Annotated in this window: 18 protein-coding genes; 1 reads left to right on the plus strand and 17 read right to left on the minus strand. The window is 57.6% G+C overall.

The annotated features are described in order from the left end of the window. Window positions 1-168: 168 nt before the first annotated feature. From AO068_RS01345 to AO068_RS01410, 14 genes are all read right to left on the minus strand, one after another. A complete protein-coding gene (locus AO068_RS01345; RefSeq protein ID WP_002552410.1) occupies window positions 169-516 on the minus strand; it encodes a hypothetical protein in 348 nt (115 codons plus the stop codon). Between the two features lie 2 nt (window positions 517-518). Further along, window positions 519-722: an HrpT family type III secretion system protein gene (gene hrpT, locus AO068_RS01350; RefSeq protein WP_002552409.1), complete on the minus strand. Its 204-nt coding sequence runs from the start codon at window positions 720-722 to the stop codon at window positions 519-521. Next, entirely contained in the window at window positions 719-2,818 is a 2,100-nt protein-coding gene (sctC, locus tag AO068_RS01355; RefSeq protein ID WP_005778267.1) for a type III secretion system outer membrane ring subunit SctC, read from the minus strand. Before sctC ends, hrpT begins: the two co-directional genes overlap by 4 nt. A gap of 1 nt (window position 2,819) precedes the next feature. Beyond that, window positions 2,820-3,251: a type III secretion system protein HrpG gene (locus AO068_RS01360; RefSeq protein WP_058399586.1), complete on the minus strand. Its 432-nt coding sequence runs from the start codon at window positions 3,249-3,251 to the stop codon at window positions 2,820-2,822. Then, on the minus strand, window positions 3,238-3,462 hold the full coding sequence (locus tag AO068_RS01365; protein WP_002552406.1) for a type III secretion protein: 225 nt from the start codon (window positions 3,460-3,462) through the stop codon (window positions 3,238-3,240). Before AO068_RS01365 ends, AO068_RS01360 begins: the two co-directional genes overlap by 14 nt. An 83-nt stretch (window positions 3,463-3,545) precedes the next feature. After that, window positions 3,546-4,127, minus strand: coding sequence for a type III secretion system stator protein SctL (sctL, locus tag AO068_RS01370; RefSeq protein ID WP_058407441.1), 582 nt, complete (start codon window positions 4,125-4,127; stop codon window positions 3,546-3,548). 35 nt (window positions 4,128-4,162) lie between these two features. Further along, on the minus strand, window positions 4,163-4,690 hold the full coding sequence (locus tag AO068_RS01375) for a hypothetical protein (protein ID WP_058399584.1): 528 nt from the start codon (window positions 4,688-4,690) through the stop codon (window positions 4,163-4,165). Continuing rightward, the gene (gene sctJ / locus AO068_RS01380; RefSeq protein WP_058399583.1) at window positions 4,690-5,496 is read right to left on the minus strand and encodes a type III secretion system inner membrane ring lipoprotein SctJ; all 807 of its coding nucleotides are present in this window, start codon (window positions 5,494-5,496) and stop codon (window positions 4,690-4,692) included. The genes AO068_RS01375 and sctJ overlap by 1 nt, the downstream gene beginning before the upstream one ends. 8 nt (window positions 5,497-5,504) lie before the next feature. After that, entirely contained in the window at window positions 5,505-5,879 is a 375-nt protein-coding gene (gene sctI, locus AO068_RS01385; RefSeq protein ID WP_058399582.1) for a type III secretion system inner rod subunit SctI, read from the minus strand. A 27-nt stretch (window positions 5,880-5,906) separates the two neighbouring features. Then, complete coding sequence (gene hrpZ, locus AO068_RS01390) at window positions 5,907-6,944, minus strand: type III secretion system effector HrpZ (RefSeq protein WP_058399581.1); 1,038 nt, start codon at window positions 6,942-6,944, stop codon at window positions 5,907-5,909. A 52-nt stretch (window positions 6,945-6,996) separates the two neighbouring features. After that, on the minus strand, window positions 6,997-7,323 hold the full coding sequence (locus AO068_RS01395; protein WP_058399580.1) for a hypothetical protein: 327 nt from the start codon (window positions 7,321-7,323) through the stop codon (window positions 6,997-6,999). Window positions 7,324-7,414: 91 nt separating this feature from the next. Then, entirely contained in the window at window positions 7,415-8,323 is a 909-nt protein-coding gene (locus AO068_RS01400) for a sigma 54-interacting transcriptional regulator (RefSeq protein WP_058399579.1), read from the minus strand. 50 nt (window positions 8,324-8,373) lie between these two features. Then, window positions 8,374-9,294 carry a sigma 54-interacting transcriptional regulator gene (locus AO068_RS01405; protein WP_058407442.1) on the minus strand — a complete coding sequence of 307 codons (921 nt, stop codon included), beginning with the start codon at window positions 9,292-9,294 and terminating at the stop codon, window positions 8,374-8,376. A gap of 1,083 nt (window positions 9,295-10,377) precedes the next feature. Then, window positions 10,378-11,841 carry a transglycosylase SLT domain-containing protein gene (locus tag AO068_RS01410; protein WP_058407443.1) on the minus strand — a complete coding sequence of 488 codons (1,464 nt, stop codon included), beginning with the start codon at window positions 11,839-11,841 and terminating at the stop codon, window positions 10,378-10,380. Window positions 11,842-12,059: 218 nt separating this feature from the next. On the opposite strand from AO068_RS01410, the gene AO068_RS01415 reads away from it, so the two are divergent. Beyond that, the gene (locus tag AO068_RS01415; protein ID WP_058407460.1) at window positions 12,060-17,204 is read left to right on the plus strand and encodes an AvrE-family type 3 secretion system effector; all 5,145 of its coding nucleotides are present in this window, start codon (window positions 12,060-12,062) and stop codon (window positions 17,202-17,204) included. A gap of 49 nt (window positions 17,205-17,253) precedes the next feature. On the opposite strand, the gene AO068_RS01420 is transcribed toward AO068_RS01415, so the two are convergent. The 3 genes from AO068_RS01420 to AO068_RS01430 form a co-directional block, all read right to left on the minus strand. Further along, window positions 17,254-17,640: a type III secretion system chaperone gene (locus AO068_RS01420; RefSeq protein WP_058399576.1), complete on the minus strand. Its 387-nt coding sequence runs from the start codon at window positions 17,638-17,640 to the stop codon at window positions 17,254-17,256. A 77-nt stretch (window positions 17,641-17,717) separates the two neighbouring features. After that, window positions 17,718-19,952, minus strand: a complete 2,235-nt coding sequence (locus AO068_RS01425) for a hypothetical protein (protein WP_058407444.1) — start codon at window positions 19,950-19,952, stop codon at window positions 17,718-17,720. Then, on the minus strand, window positions 19,949-20,443 hold the full coding sequence (locus tag AO068_RS01430) for a CesT family type III secretion system chaperone (protein ID WP_058399574.1): 495 nt from the start codon (window positions 20,441-20,443) through the stop codon (window positions 19,949-19,951). Before AO068_RS01430 ends, AO068_RS01425 begins: the two co-directional genes overlap by 4 nt. Window positions 20,444-20,679 lie beyond the last annotated feature (236 nt).

The raw sequence follows: 20,679 nt of genomic DNA on the forward strand, positions 1-20,679 counted from the left end.
CACCAGCCCTCCCCCACGCCCTGTTTCAATCTCTAGCCTCTAGAAGACCGCGTCCTGAAACAATCCTCAACATTACCTTACCTGTAGCTCGTGCCTGCAGCTCCAGCTGCCCAAAAAAAAGACCGCCTCCTCTGCAGGGGCGGTCTTCTTTCATGCTGGCCGAATTGCCTAAGCCAGGTGTTCCAGGCCTGCCAGCATCAGCTCATGCCGCCGGATGTCATCCAGGTTGGTGACGGCATCCGGCGCGTCGCTTACGGCATGCCACACTACAAAATCACGCTGTACATCCAGAAACAGAAAGTAGTTTCTGAACCGCTCGGCCTCTGAGAACCTCATTTGCAGCGCCTCTCTCAGTTGCTCGGGACGCAGCGCACGCCCCTCGATGTGCAGCGCGATGCCCCAGTCATGATGCTCACGCCGACTGACGAAGGACACCCCGTTTGCCACCGGCCAGACCGCAGGGCTCTGGGCAGCAACGTTGTAGTAGAACGCCGCTTTTTCCTTTACCTCAATCATTTCTAATCCTTTAACTTCACGACAGTGTAATCCCGCTCGTGGTCCTGGTCGTCCAGACCGTCGCGCATGTCCGGCGGCCACCAGATGACCAGTTCGCGGTTTGTGGAGTCCGGACGTTTGCAGGCAACTCCCGTACAGCCATGGGTGGCACACCCCGACAGGGTAGCGAACAGCACCAGCACAACTGCAATGCTACTGATCTTCATGGTTTCGCTCCCTTGAGCAGTGATGGCCGACTCTCTTTCGCCATTTTCGATATCTGTGGCTGGCGCACAGCGATATATACCTCGCTCTCTTCACCCGGTTGCAGCCAGGCGTGAGGCCAGGCGGCAACGCCGATGACCCAGCGACCGCCGCAGCGGCTCTCGTCGATACGTACCGGTTTGTCGGTATTGTTGTGCGCCACGACAACCGCAACACCCCAATCCTTTCTGGCGTACCACTGCGAACGTTGACCGTCGAGCGTCAGCCCCGCGCCCGGATCACAAAGGCTATCGGTTTCAAATGGCAGTGTTTCGCCGGTACGCATACCCACGGGGGCAGTTCCATCGACCATCTGGGTGAAGACCTTCTGGACATCGCCACGGGTCGGCAACTCTCCACCGTCGCGTCGCTCCTTGATCCTTTTCATCTGATCATCGACGTCATGCGGGTTACCGTTTTGCACATAGCGAGCCGGGTTGACCTGATCACCAATCAGCCGCGGCGTCAGAATGAACAGACGTTCGCGCTGGCTCAGTTCGCGGCTGCGGGACTGGAACAACAGCTTGCCGATGTAGGGAATGTCGCCCAGCAAGGGGATCTTGTGGACCTTGTCATTGGCTTCCAGCCCGTGGAAACCGCCGATCACCAGCGAACCATGTTCGGCGATGACGGCTTGGGTGCTGACATTGCCTTTGCGCACGCTGGGTTGTGTATCGTTGATATCGGAGATATCGATCTGGCCGTCTTCAATGTCGACGATCAGTTGCACCTGAGGCTTGCCATCGTGGTCCAGTGAACGCGGGATCACTTGCAGACTGGTCCCGGCGGTGATGGGCTCGATATTGGCGACGCGTTCTGAGGTCGCCGTGATGTATTCAGTACGACTGAAGTCAATGACAGCCGGCTGATTTTCCAGGGTAAGAATGGACGGGTTGCCGATCACGGACGCTGAACCGTTGCCTTCCAGCGCGTGCAACTCTGCAGAAAACTTGCCCGCGTTCTGAATGAACATCGTCGAACTGGTGCCCGCGTCGAACAGGTTGACGCCACCGCCGACGCTGCCTGCGTTGAAATTCCAGCGACTGGAGAGCTCCGCCAGCTCGTTGCGATCAATGTCGAGGATCACCGCATCGATTTCGATCAGGTTGCGTGAGACGTCCAGTTCCTTGATGAGTTTCTCGTACATTGGTTTGCGCGAAGGCAGGTCATAGATCAGCACCGCGTTGTTGCGCACATCGGCGGTTACACGAATGTTCGCGCGGCCACCGGAACGGCTTTTCCCGGATTTCTTGCTGCCGCTGCCATAGCTCAACACCCGATCAAGGCCCTGTTGCAAGGCGCCGGTATCGATGCCGCTGGAATCCAGAGGCAGGCTTTGAGTGTCCGCGCCGCCACCCGCGAGTCCGGCATTTGCGCCACCGTGCCCCAACAGGTTGATGCCATTGATGGCTTCGCCGCGAGAACGCGTGTCGAGCAAATCCTGAAGAATGCTGGCGACACCCGCTACTGTCAGTTGTTGATCACGATAACGAATGGTCCGGTCCGACGCGTTGGCGTATTTGAGCGGAAACACAACAATGTCTTGCTTGTCGCCCTTTTCCGGCGTCTCGACTTTTTTGCTGTAGTCACGCACCAGTTCCACATATTTTGCCGGGCCGCGAACCAGCACCACACCCTCGTTAGGCAGAACGCCCCAGCCAAAGCGTTTATCCAGCAGGCCTACATCGGTCAACGCCGTCTGCAAGTCATCTACCGCATCGGATGAGACTTCTACGCGCGCCGAGGTGTGTTCGCTGGACGGGCTGACGTAGAGCGTGTCGTTATAGACAAACCACTGGAAGTGGTATTCCTGACCAAGCCGGTCGAGAAACTCTTCCGGGCTCTGGGCACGAATCCGGCCATCGAGCGTTCCTGGAATGGACGGCATGTCCAGCGCCATGCCGAACTCTTTGGCAAAGTCAGCCAGCGCCGTGGTCAGTTCAGTCTGCCGGGCGTCGTAGGCGTAAGCCGTGTGTTTCCAGGCTTCGGGGGTGACCGCCCATGTAACAGGGGTCAACCCGATCAACAATAAAGGCAACCACATCAAGGCCTTGCGCATTTCAAACTCCCGGTTGCCGGTGATTGAGGGTCGTGCGCCCGGATATCGCGGGCGTCATGTCGCCAATGGTGGTATGCATCAGGCTGAGCAAGGCCGCACGCTGATTGGCCAGGCTTTCAAGGCGATCGAGTAGATCGGCGAGGTTGCAGGGGTTGGGTATCCAGGTGACCAGGACCATGCAGCGGGTCTGCGGATCAATGGCGAAGGCGCCATCACAGGCACACGCAAGACTGGCACCCCCGTGGCTGAGCAACGCCTCGATGCGTTGGGAGTCATTGGCATCGTAGGGATCGAGCAGCTCGATGCTGCAACGTATTCCATGACCAACCACTTCCAGGCGGGCGTTGGCGTCGTCGACCCAGCAGTCCAGCGCAGTCGCCGGACGCTGATCACACCACTGGCCGACGACCTCAGCGAACTCACTGAAATCCATCGATGACATTTTTGGTCATTTTGTAGCCGGCTTGCTGGCACTGGTCAGCGATGTTGGAGCTGACAGCGGCCTGCTGACTTGCCTCACCGAAGGCATCAATGTCGTCGGCAGTAAAATGCCCGTTGCCACCCTCAAGCACGTCATCCACGTCGGACAAGGCGCGATTCAGCGTGCTGTCGAGGTTATTTTGCAGAGATTTGAAACTTATCATGTCCTTTTACTCCAGCAGGAAGGTTCAAACCTTGAGTGGAGCAAACGGCTGGTGCGGTTCCATTTTCGGCGCAAGAGCCTGTTTCAGGCAGACGAGTCACGGCCTGCCAGCCCGTTGCGCAGCGTCGCCCAATCGATGTCGAACGCGCCATTGGCGTCGCTCAGGCGCAGGCTTTCGGTGGTCAGCGATGCGTCGCGCTTGAGCTGCCAGTATTGGGCAAACCGGCTGTCAGCCAGCCACTCGGCGACCGGCTCGGCCATATCGGGGTGAACGCTGAGGGTCGCCACCGCTTCGTTGAGCTGACTGGCCGCGAGATTTTTCACCAGTGCCCTGGCGCGCTCGGCCAGCGTCGTGTCGTCAAGCAGGTGCCGAAGTGACTCGCTGAGCAATTCCTCTATGGCGGTCATTGCTTGCTGCTGTAACACTTCACGCTGCACCTGCAATTGAGCGAGGAACGCATTGGCGTTTTCCCAGAAGCTGACCAGCGCCTGCTGATGCAGCAGGTCGGCCTTCTCTTGTTCGAGAACCAGCATTTGCTCTGCCTGGCGCTGCGCGTCGGCCAGAACATCGCGAGCCAGCAGGCTGTTGGCAATGTCTTCACGACGCAGCACAGGTTCAGGCAGAAGCGCAGTGGCAGTCAGCGTAATACTGCGTTTGGCGAGCATGGGGAATTCCTGATACAGAGCGAACCGGATCGAATTCAAACCGCCGTGACACGCCATAAAATGGCCTGCCACAACGTCTGAAGTTTATTCTCGGGTGCCTCGCACGGGGTGTCGGGAAGCTCATCTGGCGCCCAGGCCAGACGCAATCGCGACCAATACTCAGGCCCCAGCCAGGCCCCCAACAGCAAGCGAGGGTCTTCGTTGGCAAGTTCCAGCCAGACGCCGGGGCGCAGCGCTTTGGTCAGCGCCCAGCACCATTGCCCGTCAGCGCCATCGCTTTCATTTCGGCAAAAGCAGATGCGCCCGGCCAGATCCAGCGCCCGGTCACGCTGTATGGGTGTCAGCGCCAGCCAGCGCAACACCGGCTCGGCAGGCATCGGCGGTTGATCGGGGTCAATGCCGACACTCTGCAAAAATACGCTGTGACGACTGGCCATCAGCCCGTCACAGTCACTGAGTGTCAGCCCGCAGTTCAAGGCAAAACGGCGTTGCCAGTCCGGATGCGCAAACTGCCAGGGGTTGCACCACCATTGAACCCAGTGCTCCTCGGCAATCAGCTCCATCAGGCACGCGCCGGTACGGTTGATCGACTCCGGGCGCCGAACCCGATTCGCCGAAGCAGCGCGGCACGCCAGTCACTGCGCAGCAGCAGCGCAATAATCAGCAGCAATACGACAACACCGGCCGGTACCAGCCAAAGCATCAGGTGCCAGAACGGCAAATCTTCGCTGTCGAGCTTGAACGGTCCGAAGCTGGCCCATTGCGTCGTTTCCTGAAACTCGGTGGCCGGTACAAAAACGATGGAGAATTTCTTCGATTCTGCCGATTGCGTGGACATGCCAGGGATGCTGCTGGCGACCATCTGCTGAATACGCCCACGCACACTGTCCGGGTCCAGCGCAGCCGAGTGCTTGATAAATACCGCCGCAGAAGCAGGTTGCACCGGCTCGCCCGGAGCGATGCGTTCCGGCAGCACCACATGCACTCTGGCCACGATAACGCCGTCTATCTGCGACAGCGTGGCTTCAAGTTCCTGAGACAGGGCATAGATGTAGCGGGCACGCTCTTCGAGAGGGGTCGAAATGACCCCTTCTTTCTTGAAGATGTCGCCCAGACTGGCGCGCGACTGGCGTGGCAGGCCGGCAGCGTTAAGCACGCGTACGGCGCGGTTCATGTCGCTGGCTGCGACCGTAACCACGACACCTGTCTTTTCAAGGCGCTTGCGCGCATCGATGTGCTGGTCCGCAAGGCGTGCAACCACCTCGTTGGAGTCCTGCTCGGACAAGCCAGTGAACAGATCGGTTTCATCACTGCACCCGCCAAGCAACAACATGCAAAACAACAGCAGCCCTGCGCTCAGAAATTTCACGAGAACCTCTACTGCAGGTTGGTCAGCTTGTCGATTGCCTGCGCAGTCTTGCTGACGACTTTGGTCGTGAGCGCTGTCTGCAGCGAGCATTGCGACAATGTGCGAGTCATCGCCGCGATATCCAGTGCCTCTCCGCTGCCCGAGGCCTTTTTCATGGAGCGCATGGCTTGCTGGGACATTTTTTCGGTTTCGCCCAGACCACCGGAAATCGCGCTGGCGATATGCTCGGAAAGCGGTGCTCCGCTTGAGACATTATCCGGACGCGTTGCGGCGGTGAAGATATCGACATCCGCCTGGGGAGGTTCTGAAACGAGCCCTTGTGGTACATCCTGCCCGAGCTCCGGCGAGATGTTTTTAACATTACCAAGGTGGGAAATGGTCACTTGAGTTCTCCGTCAGGCGGGTGTCAATCAGGCAGCAGCCTGGTTTTTAGTGCTTTGCAGCAGCATGTTGACCAGCAGCAAGGCAACTTGCGCAGCGCTGGACTGCACGCCGGTGCCGGTCTGGCCAGCATCCTGAAGCGTCGCTTCCAGACCTTTCTGCAGCAAGCCACCGAGTAACTGACCCAGATCCTGATTCGGCTGTTCGCCGCCAGGCACAAGGGCAGTATTGGCGGTGCTCACAGGTGTTCCCAAGCCGCCACCGGCCAATACCGATTGCAGGCCTCGGTCTATCAGCTCACCGATCAACTGGCCCACATCACCATTGGGATTGCTGTTGCTGGCGGGGCCGGTGTTAGCGTCGATAAGCGGGTCACCCAGTGAACCAGGCGAATTTTCCGTATTGCTCACAGGGCTGCCCAAGCCACCACCGCTGCTGTCGCCCGCCAGACCGCCGGCTGCATTCTGTTGACTGCCCAATTGCTGGCCGATGATGTCGAGTGCCGAGCGGAACTGTGCTGTTTCGTCGCCGTCGAGGAAGTTATCTTCCTTGAGTTCGTTCACCCACGAACCCGAGTCCGGTTTGGGAAACTGTGAGGGGTTGTCGTCCATGAACTGCGCGATCTTTTTCAGCATCGGCATGTCGTCCTCGGAAAAACGAGTGCCGCCATCCTGCTTGGTCAGAAGATCATTCAGCATCGACTTGGCCAGGCCATTGAGCACCTGTGTCATCAAGTCGGGTTGTCCGGCATCCGAGGCGTTGTCGGCAGAAGCGCCAAAATTGTCGCCCAGCTTTTCGTGGATAAGCGTGTCCAGCGCAGCCTTGATGTCCTCGAGGCCGCCGCCAGCCTTGCCACTGGCGGCCATCGCTTTGCCGAGCAACTTGCCCAATGGCGAGCTCTCGTCCAGTTGACCATTATGGGTCAGCTCCTGGGCAAGCTGCGCAATCACTTCCTGAAGCGCCCGGCTGGATGTACTCGCCCCGGTGGTCTCGGTTTCAGGACGGATCAGAACGAGCGCCATCGTCGGGCTTTGCAGCGTGCTGTTATTAAGACTGAGACTCTGCATCACAACCTCCTCAAAGTAGCAGCCCCCTCTGTGTGAAGGGGCATTCAAGAAATCAGAACTGGACGACCGAGTTCCGGATCTTGCTCGCAACGATTTGGTTGGAAAGCGCTTCTTTCTTGTCTTCGAAGCCCGCCAGCATGCTCGTCTCTCGCAGCAGGCCGTTCTCTTCGTTCGCAGTGCCGTCAAGCTCGGCGCTTTTTGCATCACCTTTACTGATGCTCGAGCGGGTAGCATCGATACTGTCAGTGCTACCCGTGTTTTTGGTCAGTGCAGTGTTGCGGTCGACGCTGCTCTTGACGCTGTTGATACCCTGCGCAGCGCCACCCACTGTGTTAACGACACCGCGACCCGCGTTAGTCAGAGAACTCATGATGCTCATAACGTGATACCCCTTGGTCTGTACCAGCGTAATTGCTTGGTACAGATAGGTGGTAACGACCCTTAAATCGGTTCCAGCACTCTGCAAAAAATCAGATCTGCAACTCCTTGATACGTCGATAGAGCGTGCGGCGTGGCATGTCCAGCTCCAGGCTTGCCGCATCAATGCAGTTACGGTGACGCTTGAGTGACTGTTGAATCAGGGCCTTTTCAATCGCCCTCAGCTGGGATTTGAGCCCACAGGCCAAGTGTTCTTCACTCTGCGGGTCGACGCCCAGCACCGGAAAACCCAATACATGACGTTTTGCAGCAGCCTTGAGCTCACGAATGTTGCCGGGCCAGTCATGCCCCAACAGTACCTGCTGGAGCAGCGGACAGACATCGGGCGGAGCAACGTCCAGTTCTTTGGCAGCCGTGGCCAGAAAGCGCTTGAACAAGGGCTGAATGCGCTCAGGCTGTGTGCGCAACGGTGGCAGCTGGAGTGTCAGCACGTTAAGGCGAAAGTACAGATCGCGGCGAAATTTCCCTTGCTCGACGGCATCATCCAGAGACGACTGGGCCGAAGCAATCACGCAGACATCCAGCTTGATCGTCGAAGTCGAACCCAGTCGCTCCAGTGCTCGGGTTTCGAGCACCCTCAGCAGCTTGGCCTGCAGGCTAAGCGGCATGCTATCGATCTCATCCAGATACAGCGTTCCGCCTTGTGCCGCTTCGATGTAGCCGACTCTGGAGCGGTCAGCCCCGGTGTACGCACCGCTGACCACTCCAAACAGCTCACTCTCCGCCAGAGACTCCGGAATCGCAGCGCAATTCATCGCAACCAGGCGACCTTTACGACCCGACATTGCGTGAATGCGCTGGGCAATCGTGTCTTTGCCGGTTCCGGTTTCGCCTGACAGCAACACATCGATACCGAGTTGCGAAATGCTTTCAGCGACGATCCCCAGATTTGGAACACGCTCCTCGTCCAGGTCGTCATCAAACCCCTCATCAAGATCCATCACATGACTCCCGAGACATCAGCTTTTTGGACTCCAGCCGTTGCTGCGATCTATGCAGCAACTCCCAGCTCCTTCATACGGTGGTAAAGCGTACGTCTAGGCAGTTCGAGCTCCTGAAGCACGGCGTCGACATTGTGTCGATGCCGCTTCAACGCATCCTGAATAAGCATCTTTTCGATCACGCGCATCTGCATGCGCAGACCTGTCACCGGATCGCGAGCATCCATCGGTTCGGCCCCCAGCAGCGGGAACCCCAACACAAACCGCTTGGCCGCGGATTTCAGTTCGCGCACGTTGCCCGGCCAGTCATGGCTGAGCAGGATCTGCACACGCCCGTTATCCAGTGCAGGAACGGGACGTTGGAACTCAGCGGCAATCTCCTGGGTGAACTGGTCGAACAATGGCAGGATCTGTTCGCGACGTTTGCGCAAGGCTGGCAAGTGGAGCGTCAGCACGTTGAGCCGAAAAAACAGGTCGCGACGAAAAAGTCCTTGTTCCACCAGTTCATCCAGAGGGCGCTGGGCGGAAGCAATCACGCGCAGGTCCAGTGGAATGAATTCGGTCGAGCCCAGCCGCTCGACTCCCCGGCTCTCCAGCACGCGAAGCAGCTTGGCCTGGAGGCTGAGCGGCATGCTGTCGATTTCATCGAGGTAAAGCGTGCCGCCGCTGGACGCCTCGATGTAGCCCTCGCGAGCGCGGCAGACACCGGTAAATGCGCCGTTGACGACACCGAACAACTGGCTTTCTGCCAACGATTCGGGGATGGCAGCGCAGTTCATGCCGACAAAGGGCCCGGACCTGCTGGACAGTTCATGAACGCGATTGGCCAGGGTGTCTTTACCCGTCCCGGTTTCCCCGCACAGCAGCAAGTCCATATCCAGAAATGCGCTGTTCATTGCAATTTGATGACCAGCGGATAATGCAGTTACGTCCCAACACTCTCGGACGTCCTTATCAATGTCTGTGCTCATCGATCACTCTCACTGTGGGTGGCAAGCGGACTATTAATACCACGTCTTACAAGGCACACATATAGTAATTTAGTTCCCCATGAAATGAGAAAAAGCTCACAAAGTTGAGAATTATTATCATAGTAATATCGTCATATGACGAGCAACACCCGCATAGAGCCAGACTGTTGGGATGATTAGTTTAATCTATCGATATTCCATTCCGATCAAGCGCTTACCGTTCAAAAAAATCTTAAAACCCCCGGCGTGCGGGCCGTTCGTCCGACTGCCCCGTCTTGGACCCGGGCAAAAAACCATGTAATCACACGGTTTATTATTAGAAAAAACCGTGCAGCAAAGTGACTCGACTTATAAAAAACCAACGTACCGTTACAGGCCACATGAAAGGGCTCAACTAATAACGGGCTGAAAGAAATAAAAACGGGAAACACACACTTAACCAGTCCCCCCTCAAGGAAAATTAAGTTACCCAACTACCGAACCAAAACAAAAAGTTCGACATTGAAACTTAACTTACTGATTGGAAACGGAAGACGTTACACGTAACGCTGAACAGCGTTACTCACAGGTTTTCATTCATTCGGTTTTCCGAACGCTGCTCACCCTCGGCATGGAGGGTTACAAAATTCTCCCGGTTTTCGGGCTCGAAACGAGATAGCTTTTTGCCACCCAGCCATTCGGCTATCCGAACGAGTGGATTTCGTTGCGCGTAGACTCAAAATTGGAGGGAAGGGATAGTTAACTGAAAGGATTCAGTGTAGGACAATCCGCCAATCGCAAGCTGTCGCTACGCCAAAGGTGGCCACCATAAAGATCGGTGATACCTCGTCATCACGGAAGAATGTTTCTAAATGTGTGTAAGCACTAGCTTACAAACCTTTACAAAAGTTCAGCGAAAATAGTCGGCGAGCGTAAAAAGTTCATGGCTACCTGCCACGAACGAGAACAAAAACAAGGACGTATCAGCGTTGAAATATAGCGTCTTAACGGCGAGTCACACCGAAACGCCAACAAGAAAAAGCACCAAAAAAGGGCATTTTTCAGGTGATTTTGCTAGGCATCCGGCTTTAAAACCGCAGGTTATTAGCGTGAACCGCTGGCATAGACCACGATACGCGGGCCGCTTGGCAGCTCGCGCGGGCCCGTACGATCCTCGATATCATCACGTCTGCGAGGCGACGAGCGGTCATCCACGTAGCGCCCGGCTTGTACCACGCTAGGCACCGATAATGCCTCCCTTGCCGGTGTCCGCAGGGTCATCGGCGGCTCTTTATGCTCGACAGCCGGTACCAAGGGTGGTGTTTGCGGCGCAGAAGCCTGCTCTGCCACCTGCATGGGTTCCACGGGCTTGGGCACAGGTGCCCGTTCAGCCACCTCCACCGCCTGCACGGGCCTGGGCACCGGCGTTCGCTCGACCACCCTCACCGGCTGTGCCGTCCGGGGTAATGCCAAGTGTTCGACCACAGGCTTTTCAATGCGCTGAGGGGTGCCCGTAGTCACAGGAGATTCCCCGGTTATTCGCGCGATACCGGCTGTCAGCACTTGCTTCTGAGTCTTGGGCAACAGCAACCGCCCTGGTCCATCCGGCGTTTTTTTGCGCAGAAACGCCGAGTTGAGTCTCAGCAACTGGCCCTCATCCACACCCGCAGTGGCCGCAAGCTGGGTCAGGTCTACCGCATGGTTGAGTTCGACTACGTCAAAATATGGCGTATTGGCGACCGGGGTGAGTTTTACACCGTAGGTAGCGGCGTTGCGCACGATCAGCGAGAGCGCCAGCAGCCTGGGCACGTAATCCAGGGTTTCCCTGGGCAAATTCAGGTGCCAGTAATCAACAGGCAGGCCGCGCCGCCGATTGGCCTCGATCGCCCGGCCGACGGTGCCTTCGCCCGAGTTGTAGGCCGCCAGTGCCAGCAGCCAGTCATTATTGAACTGATCATGCAGGCGGGTCAGGTAATCCATCGCCGCCCTGCTGGATGCCACCACGTCACGGCGAGCGTCATACGTAGCGCTTTGATACAGATTGAAGCTGCGCCCGGTAGAAGGCATGAATTGCCAAAGGCCCGCCGCAGCGGCCGGTGAATTGGCCATCGGGTTGTAGGAGCTTTCGATCATTGGCAACAGTGCCAGCTCCAGCGGCATGTTGCGCTCGTCCAGGCGCTCGACAATAAAATGCAGATAGGGGCTGGCCCGGACACTTGCCCCACTGATAAAGCCACGATTGCTCAGCAGCCAGTCGCGCTGGCGAGCGATACGCTCATTCATGCCCTGGCCAGCGGCCAGCCTGCTGCGTTGCGCAACGCGCTGCCACACGTCCTCGCCGTTATACACGGGCAAATCGGAAATGCTCTCTGCCGCACGCGCACCTTCCTGATCATCTCCCCCCCAGTAGACCAGGCCCGTAACCAGCCGCGGATTGCGTTCCTGCCGTGGTGCTGAATAGTCCACAGACTGACAACCCACACACAGCGAGCCCAAGGCGAGGACAGCGATTTGAATAGCGCGAGCCAGCAAGCGGGGGCGCGATACGAAGGAGGCAACGGCGGGCATGGGGGGAATGTCCTGAACGTGTCCATCCTACGTGGCACGTTCACCGTTACGGTTCCCTTTGAAACCGATATCAGCGCTGCAAGGCGCTTGGCTGAATCATTTCAGCCATAAGTATTTGCGATGGAACCCTCCACCATCACTTGCCACTCAGCCGATGAAGGAATTTTCACGCTTTGCATCAGGCTGCCATCAGTGGCAAATGGACAGGGAGATTCACCGTGCATTCATCATCGATCCACCGCAACACCGGAAGCATCATTCAGCCGCCAGTCCCGGCAAATACGAACGCTGCAACTGATCTACAGCAAAAAACCGAACAACCCAAGCAGCGCTCCTCGCACTCACTGAGCAGTGTCGGCAAGCGAGCGCTGAAGAACGTCAGCAAACTGTTCCAGAAATCCAAGGCACCGCAGCAGAAAGCGGCCACGCCTCCCACCGTAAAAAACGTCAAGCCTTCACAGCCCACTTCAAATGCGAAGACAGCCAAAGATAAAGCGCCTGTATCTCAGTTATCGAGCAATAGTCTTGATGACCTGGACGATACGCGCCAGCCAGTGACGCGTGCGGGGCATAGCGGCGCCAGCACTTCCGGCACCAAAGCCCAAGACCCGGACGAGCCGGCAACGCTCCAGAGTTCTCGGCAATCGATGATGACGCGCAGCAACGGAGGCCGTTTCGAGCTGAAAGACGAAAAACTGGTTCGCAACTCAGAGCCACAAGGCAGCATTCAACTGGACGCCAAGGGAAAGCCTGACTTCTCCACGTTCAATACTCCCGGCCTGGCCCCATTGCTGGATTCCATTCTCGCCACCCCCAGGCAAACCTACCTGGCCCATCAAAGCAAAGACGGCGTGCACGGCCATCAGTTGCTACAGGCCAACGGGCACCTGCTGCACCTGGCGCAGGACGACAGTTCGCTAGCCTTGATCCGCAGCAGCAAAGAAGCACTGCATATAGAAGGAAAGAAACCGCCAGCTGTGAAACTGGAGCGTGAAGACGGCAACATTCACGTCGACACCGCGAGCGGACGCAAGACTCAAGAGTTACCCGGCAAGGCGCACATCGCTCACATCACCGGCGTGCTTCTCAGGCACGACGGCGAGCGTATGCGTGTGCATGAAGACCGGCTCTATCAGTTCGACCCGCTCAGTGCTCGCTGGAAAGCGCCTGAAGGCACGGAGGACATTGCTTTCAACAGTCTGGCGACAGGCGGCAACGGCTCGGTCTATGCGAAAAGCGACGATGTGGTAGTCGACCTCACGAGCCCGTTCATGCCGCACGTTGAAGTCAAGGATCTGCAGTCATTTTCGGTGGCGCCGGACAACAGAGCGGCATTGCTCAGCGGCAAAGAGACCCAGGCGATTCTGCTCACAGACATGAGCCCGGTGATTGGCGATCTGACCGAGAAGAAAACCAAAGCGCTTGAACTCGACGGCGGCAAGGCGCAAGCGGCTGCGGTCGGCCTGAGCGACAACAAGCTGTTCATAGCAGACACCCAAGGCAGACTTTACAGCGCGGACCGGAGCGCATTTGAAAGCAATGACCCGCAATTGAAGCTGATGCCCGATCAGGCAAACTTTCAACTGGCAGGCCTGCCGCTGGGTGGCCACGACAGCGTCACCGGATTCATCAATGGGGATGACGGCCGTGTGCATGCATTGATCAAAAACCGCCAGGGCGAGATTCACTCCCACGCGCTCAATGAGCAGGATTCAAAACTGGAAAGCGGCTGGAACCTGACCAATGCTCTGGTACTGAGCAACAATCGCGGGCTGAGCATGCCCCCGCCCCCCACCGCCGCTGACCGGCTCAACCTCGATCGTGCGGGTCTGGTTGGCCTGAGCGAAGGACGCATTCAGCGCTGGGACGCGACGCCCGAATGCTGGAAAGACGCCGGTATAAAAGATATTGAGCGCCTGCAACGCGGTGCCGACAGCAACGCCTATGTGCTCAAGGGCGGCAAACTGCACGCGCTCAAGGTGACTCCTGAACACCCCAACATGGCCTTTGACCACAACACAGCGCTGGCACAGACCGCGCGCTCGACAACAGTCGAGATGGGCAAGGAAATCGAAGGCCTCGACGACCGAGTGATCACAGCCTTTGCAATGGTCAGCAACAAATGCTTCGTTGCCCTTGATGACCAAAACAAGCTGACCGCCCACAGCAAGGATCACAAACCCTTCACTCTCGATATCCCCGGCCTGGAGGGCGATATCAAGAGCCTTGCTCTGGATGAAAAACAGAACCTTCATGCGCTCACCAGTACCGGCGGGCTTTATTGCCTGCCCAAGGAAGCCTGGCAATCGACAAAGCTGGGGGATCAGATGCGCGCCCGCTGGACGCCGGTTGCCCTACCTGGGGGTCAGCCGGTCAAGGCACTTTTCGCCAATGACGACAACGTGCTCAGCGCCCAGATCGAAGACGCCGAGGGCCAGGGTCTGATGCGGCTCAGTGCAGGCAAATGGCAAGCTTTCGAGCAGCGCCCGGTAGAAGAAAACGGTTTGAATGACGTGCACTCGCGAATCACGGGATCGAACAAGACCTGGCGAATTCCAAAAACCGGGCTGACGCTCAGAATGGACATCAATGCATTCGGGCGCAGCGGTGTGGAGAAATCCAAAAAAGCCAGCACCCGCGAATTCATACGCGCCAACGTCTACAAAAACACCGCAGAAGTGCCCCGCTGGATGAAGAACGTTGGCAACAGTATTCAACATCGCCACCACGGTCGTCTGGGTCTGAATGAGGTTTATGAAACCGAGTCCATGCTGTTCAAGCAGTTGGAGCTGATCAATGAGTCCGGCGGCAGGCCACCAGCCCCGGGCAAGGATTTGAAAGCGCGCATTGCCGCACTGGAATCAAAACTGGGGCCTCAAGGCGCTACGCTGGTCAAGGAACTGGAAACCCTGCGCGAAGAGCTGGAAAATCACAGCTATACGGCGCTGATGTCTATCGGCCAAAGCTATGGCAAGGTGAAAAACCTCAGGCAACAAGATGGCATTCTCAACCAGCACGGTGAGTTGGCCAAGCCGTCGGTGCGCACTCAGTTCGGCAAGAAACTCGCTGAGCTGGGCACAAAGCTCAACTTCAAAAGCTCTGGACATGACCTGGTCAAGGAGCTTCAGGACGCCTTGACTCAAGTTGCTCCGTCTGCTGAAAACCCCACCAAAAAGTTACTCGGCACGCTGAAGTATCAAGGGCTGAAACTCAGCCACCAGAAAGCCGATGTACCCTTGGGGCAGCGCCGCGATGCCAGTGAGGAGCATGGCCTGAGTAAAGCGCGTCTGGCGCTGGATCTGGTCACGCTGAAAAGCCTCGGCGCGCTGCTCGACGAGGTCGAACAGCTACCGCCGCAAGCCGACATAGACCCGTTACAAAACAAACTGGCGACGCTGCGTGATGTGACTTACGGCGAAAACCCGGTCAAGGTGGTTACAGACATGGGCTTTACCGATAACAAAGCGCTGGAAAGCGGTTACGAAGCGGTCAAGACATTCCTCAAGTCGTTCAAAAAAGCTGACCATGCGGTTAGCGTCAATATGCGCGCAGCCACAGGCAGCAAGGACCAGGCGGAGCTGGCCGGAAAATTCAAAAGCATGCTCAAGCAACTGGAGCATGGCGACGACGAAATCGGGCTGCAGCGCAGTTACGGACTGAACCTTACCACCCCGTTCATCATTCTTGCCGACAAGGCCACAGGACTATGGCCAACGGCAGGTACTACCGGCAACCGTAACTACATACTCAATGCCGAGCGTTGCGAGGGCGGCGTTACGCTGTACCTGATCAGCGAAGGTGCGGGAAACGTAAGCGGTGGCTTCGGTGCCGGCAAAGACTACTGGCCGGGCTTTTTTGACGAAAACCATCCTGCTCGTAGTGTCGACGTCGGTAACAACCGCACGTTGACCCCCAACTTTCGCCTGGGCGTGGACGTGACAGCCACCGTCGCCGCCAGCCAACGTGCCGGCGTGGTCTTCAACGTTCCGGATGAAGACATCGACGCATTTGTCGACGATCTGTTTGAAGGCAAGCTGAACCCCTTGCAGGTACTTAAAAAAGCAGTAGACCATGAGACCTACCAGGCGCGGCGATTCAACTTCGACCTCACGGCGGGCGGAACTGCCGATCTACGCGCAGGAATAAACCTGACCGAAGACAGAGACCCGGATGCCGATCCCAATAGCGATTCGTTCTCTGCGGTGGTGCGCGGCGGATTCGCGGCGAACATCACCGTTAACCTGATGACCTACACCGATTACTCGTTGACCCAGAAAAACGACAAGACCGAGTTGCGCGAAGGCGGCAAGAACCGTCCGCGTTTTCTCAACAACGCAACGCTTGGCGGGCAGCTTCGCGGTCAGATCGGCGGCACCCACACCGCCCCCACAGGCACACCCGCCTCCGCGCCGGGACCGACGCCCGCTTCACAGTCAGCCGCCAACAATCTGGGAGTAGCGGTCAATTTCAGCGTAGAGAACAGGACTGTCAAACGGGTCAAGTTTCGCTATAACGTCGCCAAGCCGATAACCACCGAAGGTTTGGGCAAGCTGTCTAAAAGCCTCGGCGAGGCATTCAAGGACAGCACGACCAAAGCAAAACTGGCCGAACTGGCCGACCCGCTGAATGCGCGTTACGCAGGCAAGAAACCGGATGAGGTTATTCAGGCGCACCTCGACGGCCTTGAAGAACTGTTTGCCGACACTCAATGGCAGAACGACAAGCAGTACAAAGCGCTTCGTGGCCTGAAACGCGGGGCGGTCGAGCATCGGGCATCAGTCAATAAGCACAGCGTGATGGATAACGCACGTTTTGAGACCAGCAAAACCAACCTCTCCGGCCTGAGCAGTGAAAGCATACTCACCAAAATCATGGGCTCAGTGCGTGAAGCGAGCGCCCCCGGCAATGCAGCCAGGGTTGCCGAATTCATGCGCCAGGACCCGAAACTCCGCGCCATGCTCAAGGACATGGAGGGCAGCATCGGGACACTGGCGCGCGTACGGCTGGAACCGAAGGACTCACTGGTCGATAAAATCGACGAAGGTAGCCTGGACGGCACCATGACCCAAAGCGACCTCTCCGACCTTCTGGGGGACCGCAGCCAGATGCGCATCAAGCGCCTGGTGGTATTCCACACCGCGACTCAGGCTGAAAACTTCACCTCACCAACACCCCTGGTCAGCTATAACAGCGGAGCGAATATGAGTGTCACTAAAACGCTGGGGCGCATCAACTTCATTTATGGCGCAGACCAGGACAAACCGATTGGTTACACCTTTGACGGCGAGTTGTCGCGGCCTTCGGCGTCGCTCAAGGAAGCGGCGAGCAAGTTGAAGCAAGAAGGGTTTGAACTGAAAAGCTGAAAACGCAAACAGTGAAAAAAGCGCCGCCTTTACGCGGCGCTTTTTTTATTCAAGCCAGAAATGCGCGAGCCTCGCGTGCCTGGGAAATGAAGCCGCGAGTCACATCGCAGAACGCCGGTTCATCGAGCGATGCCAGTTCACGCTGGGCGCATAGACGTACATCGCCCTGATCGACAGCAAACCAGCAACCGTGCAAACGGGCGACGTCGAAGTTCAGGCTCAACAGGCGCTGCAGATCAGTGGAACGCTCCGGACAACGGCCTACACGGCAATGAAAGACGACCATTTCGCTGTGCTCGGGCAACTCGATGATCGCCGCTTCGTTGTTCTGGCCGTCGTAAAGGGCGCATACGCCATTCTGCAAGGCCAATGATGTACCGAGCTGGACGCTCAGAGCGTTAATGAAGCGGGCGAAATCGGGTGTCGGGTTTCTCATCGTTATAGTCCTTTAAAGTTAAAGCAGTCTGAATCAGCCGGACAGCAGACAGGTACGGACTGTGCCCGGCGTTGGAATCAGCGCGGAGCGAGCAAGCCTTCTTCCAGCGCCCGCAACTGCTCGTCGTCAAGCGGAACGGAAGGTGCCGGCCGCTGCACTGTGGGGCTGGTTGGCGACGTTGGGGCCGCGTTCCGGGGCTCGTCGACGGACCCGCGAGCTTCAGGCGGTTTTGCTGGCGTAAGCGCAGCGCGTGCTGACGACACGCCGTTCAGCACACCGTCTGCCAACACTCGAACCGTGTCCACAGCCATCTGGGTTGGCAGCTGCAACGCGCCTCGGCCCATGTGATAAGCGTTTTCCATAGCCCTTGGAATGCCGCTCAATGTGCCCGGCTGGGAGGTATGTGGCAGCGATGCCCTGTTCGGATGGCGGATGTTGTTCAAGGCTGTTTCGGTACGATCCAGCATCGGCGTTGCGCCGCCCATGCCCGCATCCTTCAGCGCCTTGGCTTCGGCGGTGACAGACTGGTTGGCGTACAGCGTGGACAAGTAGGAAATCGAGCCCGTTGCGGCCAGAGCCATGTTGCGCAGGATATTCCCCGCACTGAGCGTACCGCGCGCGCCTTCGGGCTGGGCTGTCACTGGCGGCAGTGCCGAGGTCAGCGCCGAGCTCTGAATACCCGATATTGCCTTGCTATAGAACGTGGTACGTACCGACGCTTCGCGCAGGTCCATGCCTTTGGCCAGATCCTTTTTCAACTCTGTCTCGGCTCGGTCTGGCGTGAATACCGGAATTTTGCGCCCTGCGGGATCGACATACGTCGACTTCAACTGCAAAAGCGTTTGCGAACTGGCAGACACCGCCCCGCCAAAGCCGGATGCCAGGGCTCTTGCGCTCAGCGTCTGGCCATTGATCTGGTGTAAATCGTTGAGCATCTGGCGCACTGCCTGAGAACCACCAAAGGCACTGTAAGCCATCAGTTCACCCACCGGATGGGTGGACGAACCCTGGACCTTCTTCTGGTTCAGCACCGCGCGTTCGCCCTTGACGAATGCCTTGTCCTGAGCGAGTTCATCGGGCGTTTTCCTGATCAGTTCACCGTGCTCGCTTTTCAGTTCGAAGGGGTCAGGAATCACCGAATTGGTATCGATAGCCTTGAGTGGCACCATGTTCAAGCGCTCGTTCAGGCCAGTCTTCTGCAAGGCAGCCTGAAACACCGGTTTCACTACGCTATTAACTGTCTCGTGAGCAATGCCCGCGACCATTCCGGTTATTGCCGCCTTGAGCATGCTGGCGTCGCTGCTGATCTCAGGCACCTCCTCTCGCAGCTTGTCACTGGTGGACAAACGCACGTAACCCAGGTGCGTCATTGACGACAGGAACTGCGGAACCGCAGCCGCAATAATCGGCCCGGCACCTTTCCAGCCGCCAACCGAGTTGCGGGCAGTGACAAGATCACTGACGACGGTGTCCAGTTGTGTATGTGCGGCGACCGAAGCAAGGCGTTTGGCCTCTGGCGATTTGACGAAATCGGCGTGCAGGCCGACCAGAGTGGTTTTGGCATCAACCAGCGCCTGCCTGTTAGCGTGCAAAGCTTCCTTGTCGCCCTCTTCGGCACTTTGCAAGCTCACATCCACTGCAGCGATGTGCTCATCCAGCGACACGATGCTTTTGCTCAGCTCTTCGCCGATTGCCTTGCTAGCACGACCGGCGTACTCGCCAAGAGCGGCCTGACTGACGGCAAGAGTCGCCCGATCCTCGTTGGCATGCGGGCCTGTCTTGGTTGGCGTAGCGTCGTGCATCAACTGAAAGTGCTCCAGTTGATCGGCGACCGATTGTGCGAAGCCCTTGATCAGTTGACCGACTTCGGCTTTGTCGGGGGCCTGACCCGGCTGGGTAAACTTGTCCAGCAGTTGTTGCAAGTCCGAACCATGAAACTGCTTCAGTTGATAGCGCTCAGGAGAGAGACGCTCGGCCATGACTTCAAAAGGCAGCTTTTCAGCCTGCAGCAAGCTGCCAATCAATAACGCGGCACGCGAGCTGATCATCGGCGCGCCGCTGACCGGAGCCGTCGCAGGCTCAGCCTTGAAGGCTTGTAAAAGCTGCGTGTGTCGCGCCGCAACATTCAGCCGCGCGGCACCGGCAGCCGAGCTTTCTGCTGCGTGCGGCCCTGCCTGATTGGGAGTCAGCGGCGGATTCATGCCTGGCGTCACTGCATTCGGGTGAGCGGTCTGGGCGGGAATAGCATCGGGCTGCTGGTTTATCCGGGCGAGCTCGATGCCGCCCGATCCACCGATTCGCGGAGTGTTCATTGAAACCTCCCTGAGGCCGACAGGCTCTCGCGTTTGGCTGCCGTGGCAACAGGCTGCTCAGCCGAAGCACCTGCCGTTGCGGCCTGCCCGATGAACCCGTGCTCGCGCCACTCGTTCGCCAGATCAGCGAACGACTTCATCAACAGCAGCACGCCTTCGGCAGAGGCTCGCTCCAGGCTCACGGACCCCATAAGCAGCACCCGGCTGGTCTGAGCATTCCAAGAGAAAACCGGGCTATGGGCGCCCGAGAACATATGAAAATTGATGTCCATCAACGCCAGCAATACAGCGTCACGATTGCGTGTCGGCAACGCTCCCATGTCGCCGTAAATCAGAACAGCACGGCCCTCATCGCGATCCTGATACTGAAGTGTGAAGTCCACTTCGCTGATTTTGAAATTGGCAGATTCGTAAAAACGTTCAGGCGTGGAAATAAGGCTGAGCGCGCAGATTTCGTTTATCAGGGTGTGGTACGGGTCATTATTGGTCATTTCACGGCCTCTGAGTGCGATATAAAGCCACACCGTTTTTCTGCCGGTGTGTTCGCACTGAGTCGAAGGTAAAGGCGTTTTGGTTCCTTGCGCTCGTCAAGCGCACAAGGGATGGCGTCTTGAAAACATCGCCATCGATAGCGGCGAAACGGGAACCGCTCACCTCGCTTTGCCACTCACTTCGAGCAACATCTGGCGAATTCCTCGTCGACCTATAGAACTGACAGGGACGCGGC

It is taken from the genome of Pseudomonas sp. ICMP 3272 (assembly GCF_001466905.1).
Taxonomy (GTDB): Bacteria; Pseudomonadota; Gammaproteobacteria; order Pseudomonadales; family Pseudomonadaceae; genus Aquipseudomonas; species Aquipseudomonas amygdali.

Excerpts from the sequence above, each read along its gene's own strand:
- hrpT (WP_002552409.1), bottom strand. The coding sequence starts at position 722 with ATGAAGATCAGTAGCATTGCAGTTGTGCTGGTGCTGTTCGCTACCCTG.
- AO068_RS01430 (WP_058399574.1), bottom strand. The coding sequence starts at position 20,443 with ATGACCAATAATGACCCGTACCACACCCTGATAAACGAAATCTGCGCG.
- hrpZ (WP_058399581.1), bottom strand. The coding sequence starts at position 6,944 with ATGCAGAGTCTCAGTCTTAATAACAGCACGCTGCAAAGCCCGACGATG.
- AO068_RS01360 (WP_058399586.1), bottom strand. The coding sequence starts at position 3,251 with ATGGATTTCAGTGAGTTCGCTGAGGTCGTCGGCCAGTGGTGTGATCAG.
- sctL (WP_058407441.1), bottom strand. The coding sequence starts at position 4,127 with ATGCTCGCCAAACGCAGTATTACGCTGACTGCCACTGCGCTTCTGCCT.
- AO068_RS01400 (WP_058399579.1), bottom strand. The coding sequence starts at position 8,323 with ATGGATCTTGATGAGGGGTTTGATGACGACCTGGACGAGGAGCGTGTT.
- AO068_RS01405 (WP_058407442.1), bottom strand. The coding sequence starts at position 9,294 with ATGAGCACAGACATTGATAAGGACGTCCGAGAGTGTTGGGACGTAACT.
- AO068_RS01395 (WP_058399580.1), bottom strand. The coding sequence starts at position 7,323 with ATGAGCATCATGAGTTCTCTGACTAACGCGGGTCGCGGTGTCGTTAAC.
- AO068_RS01345 (WP_002552410.1), bottom strand. The coding sequence starts at position 516 with ATGATTGAGGTAAAGGAAAAAGCGGCGTTCTACTACAACGTTGCTGCC.
- AO068_RS01420 (WP_058399576.1), bottom strand. The coding sequence starts at position 17,640 with ATGAGAAACCCGACACCCGATTTCGCCCGCTTCATTAACGCTCTGAGC.
- sctC (WP_005778267.1), bottom strand. The coding sequence starts at position 2,818 with ATGCGCAAGGCCTTGATGTGGTTGCCTTTATTGTTGATCGGGTTGACC.
- AO068_RS01425 (WP_058407444.1), bottom strand. The coding sequence starts at position 19,952 with ATGAACACTCCGCGAATCGGTGGATCGGGCGGCATCGAGCTCGCCCGG.
- AO068_RS01375 (WP_058399584.1), bottom strand. The coding sequence starts at position 4,690 with ATGGAGCTGATTGCCGAGGAGCACTGGGTTCAATGGTGGTGCAACCCC.
- AO068_RS01365 (WP_002552406.1), bottom strand. The coding sequence starts at position 3,462 with ATGATAAGTTTCAAATCTCTGCAAAATAACCTCGACAGCACGCTGAAT.
- AO068_RS01410 (WP_058407443.1), bottom strand. The coding sequence starts at position 11,841 with ATGCCCGCCGTTGCCTCCTTCGTATCGCGCCCCCGCTTGCTGGCTCGC.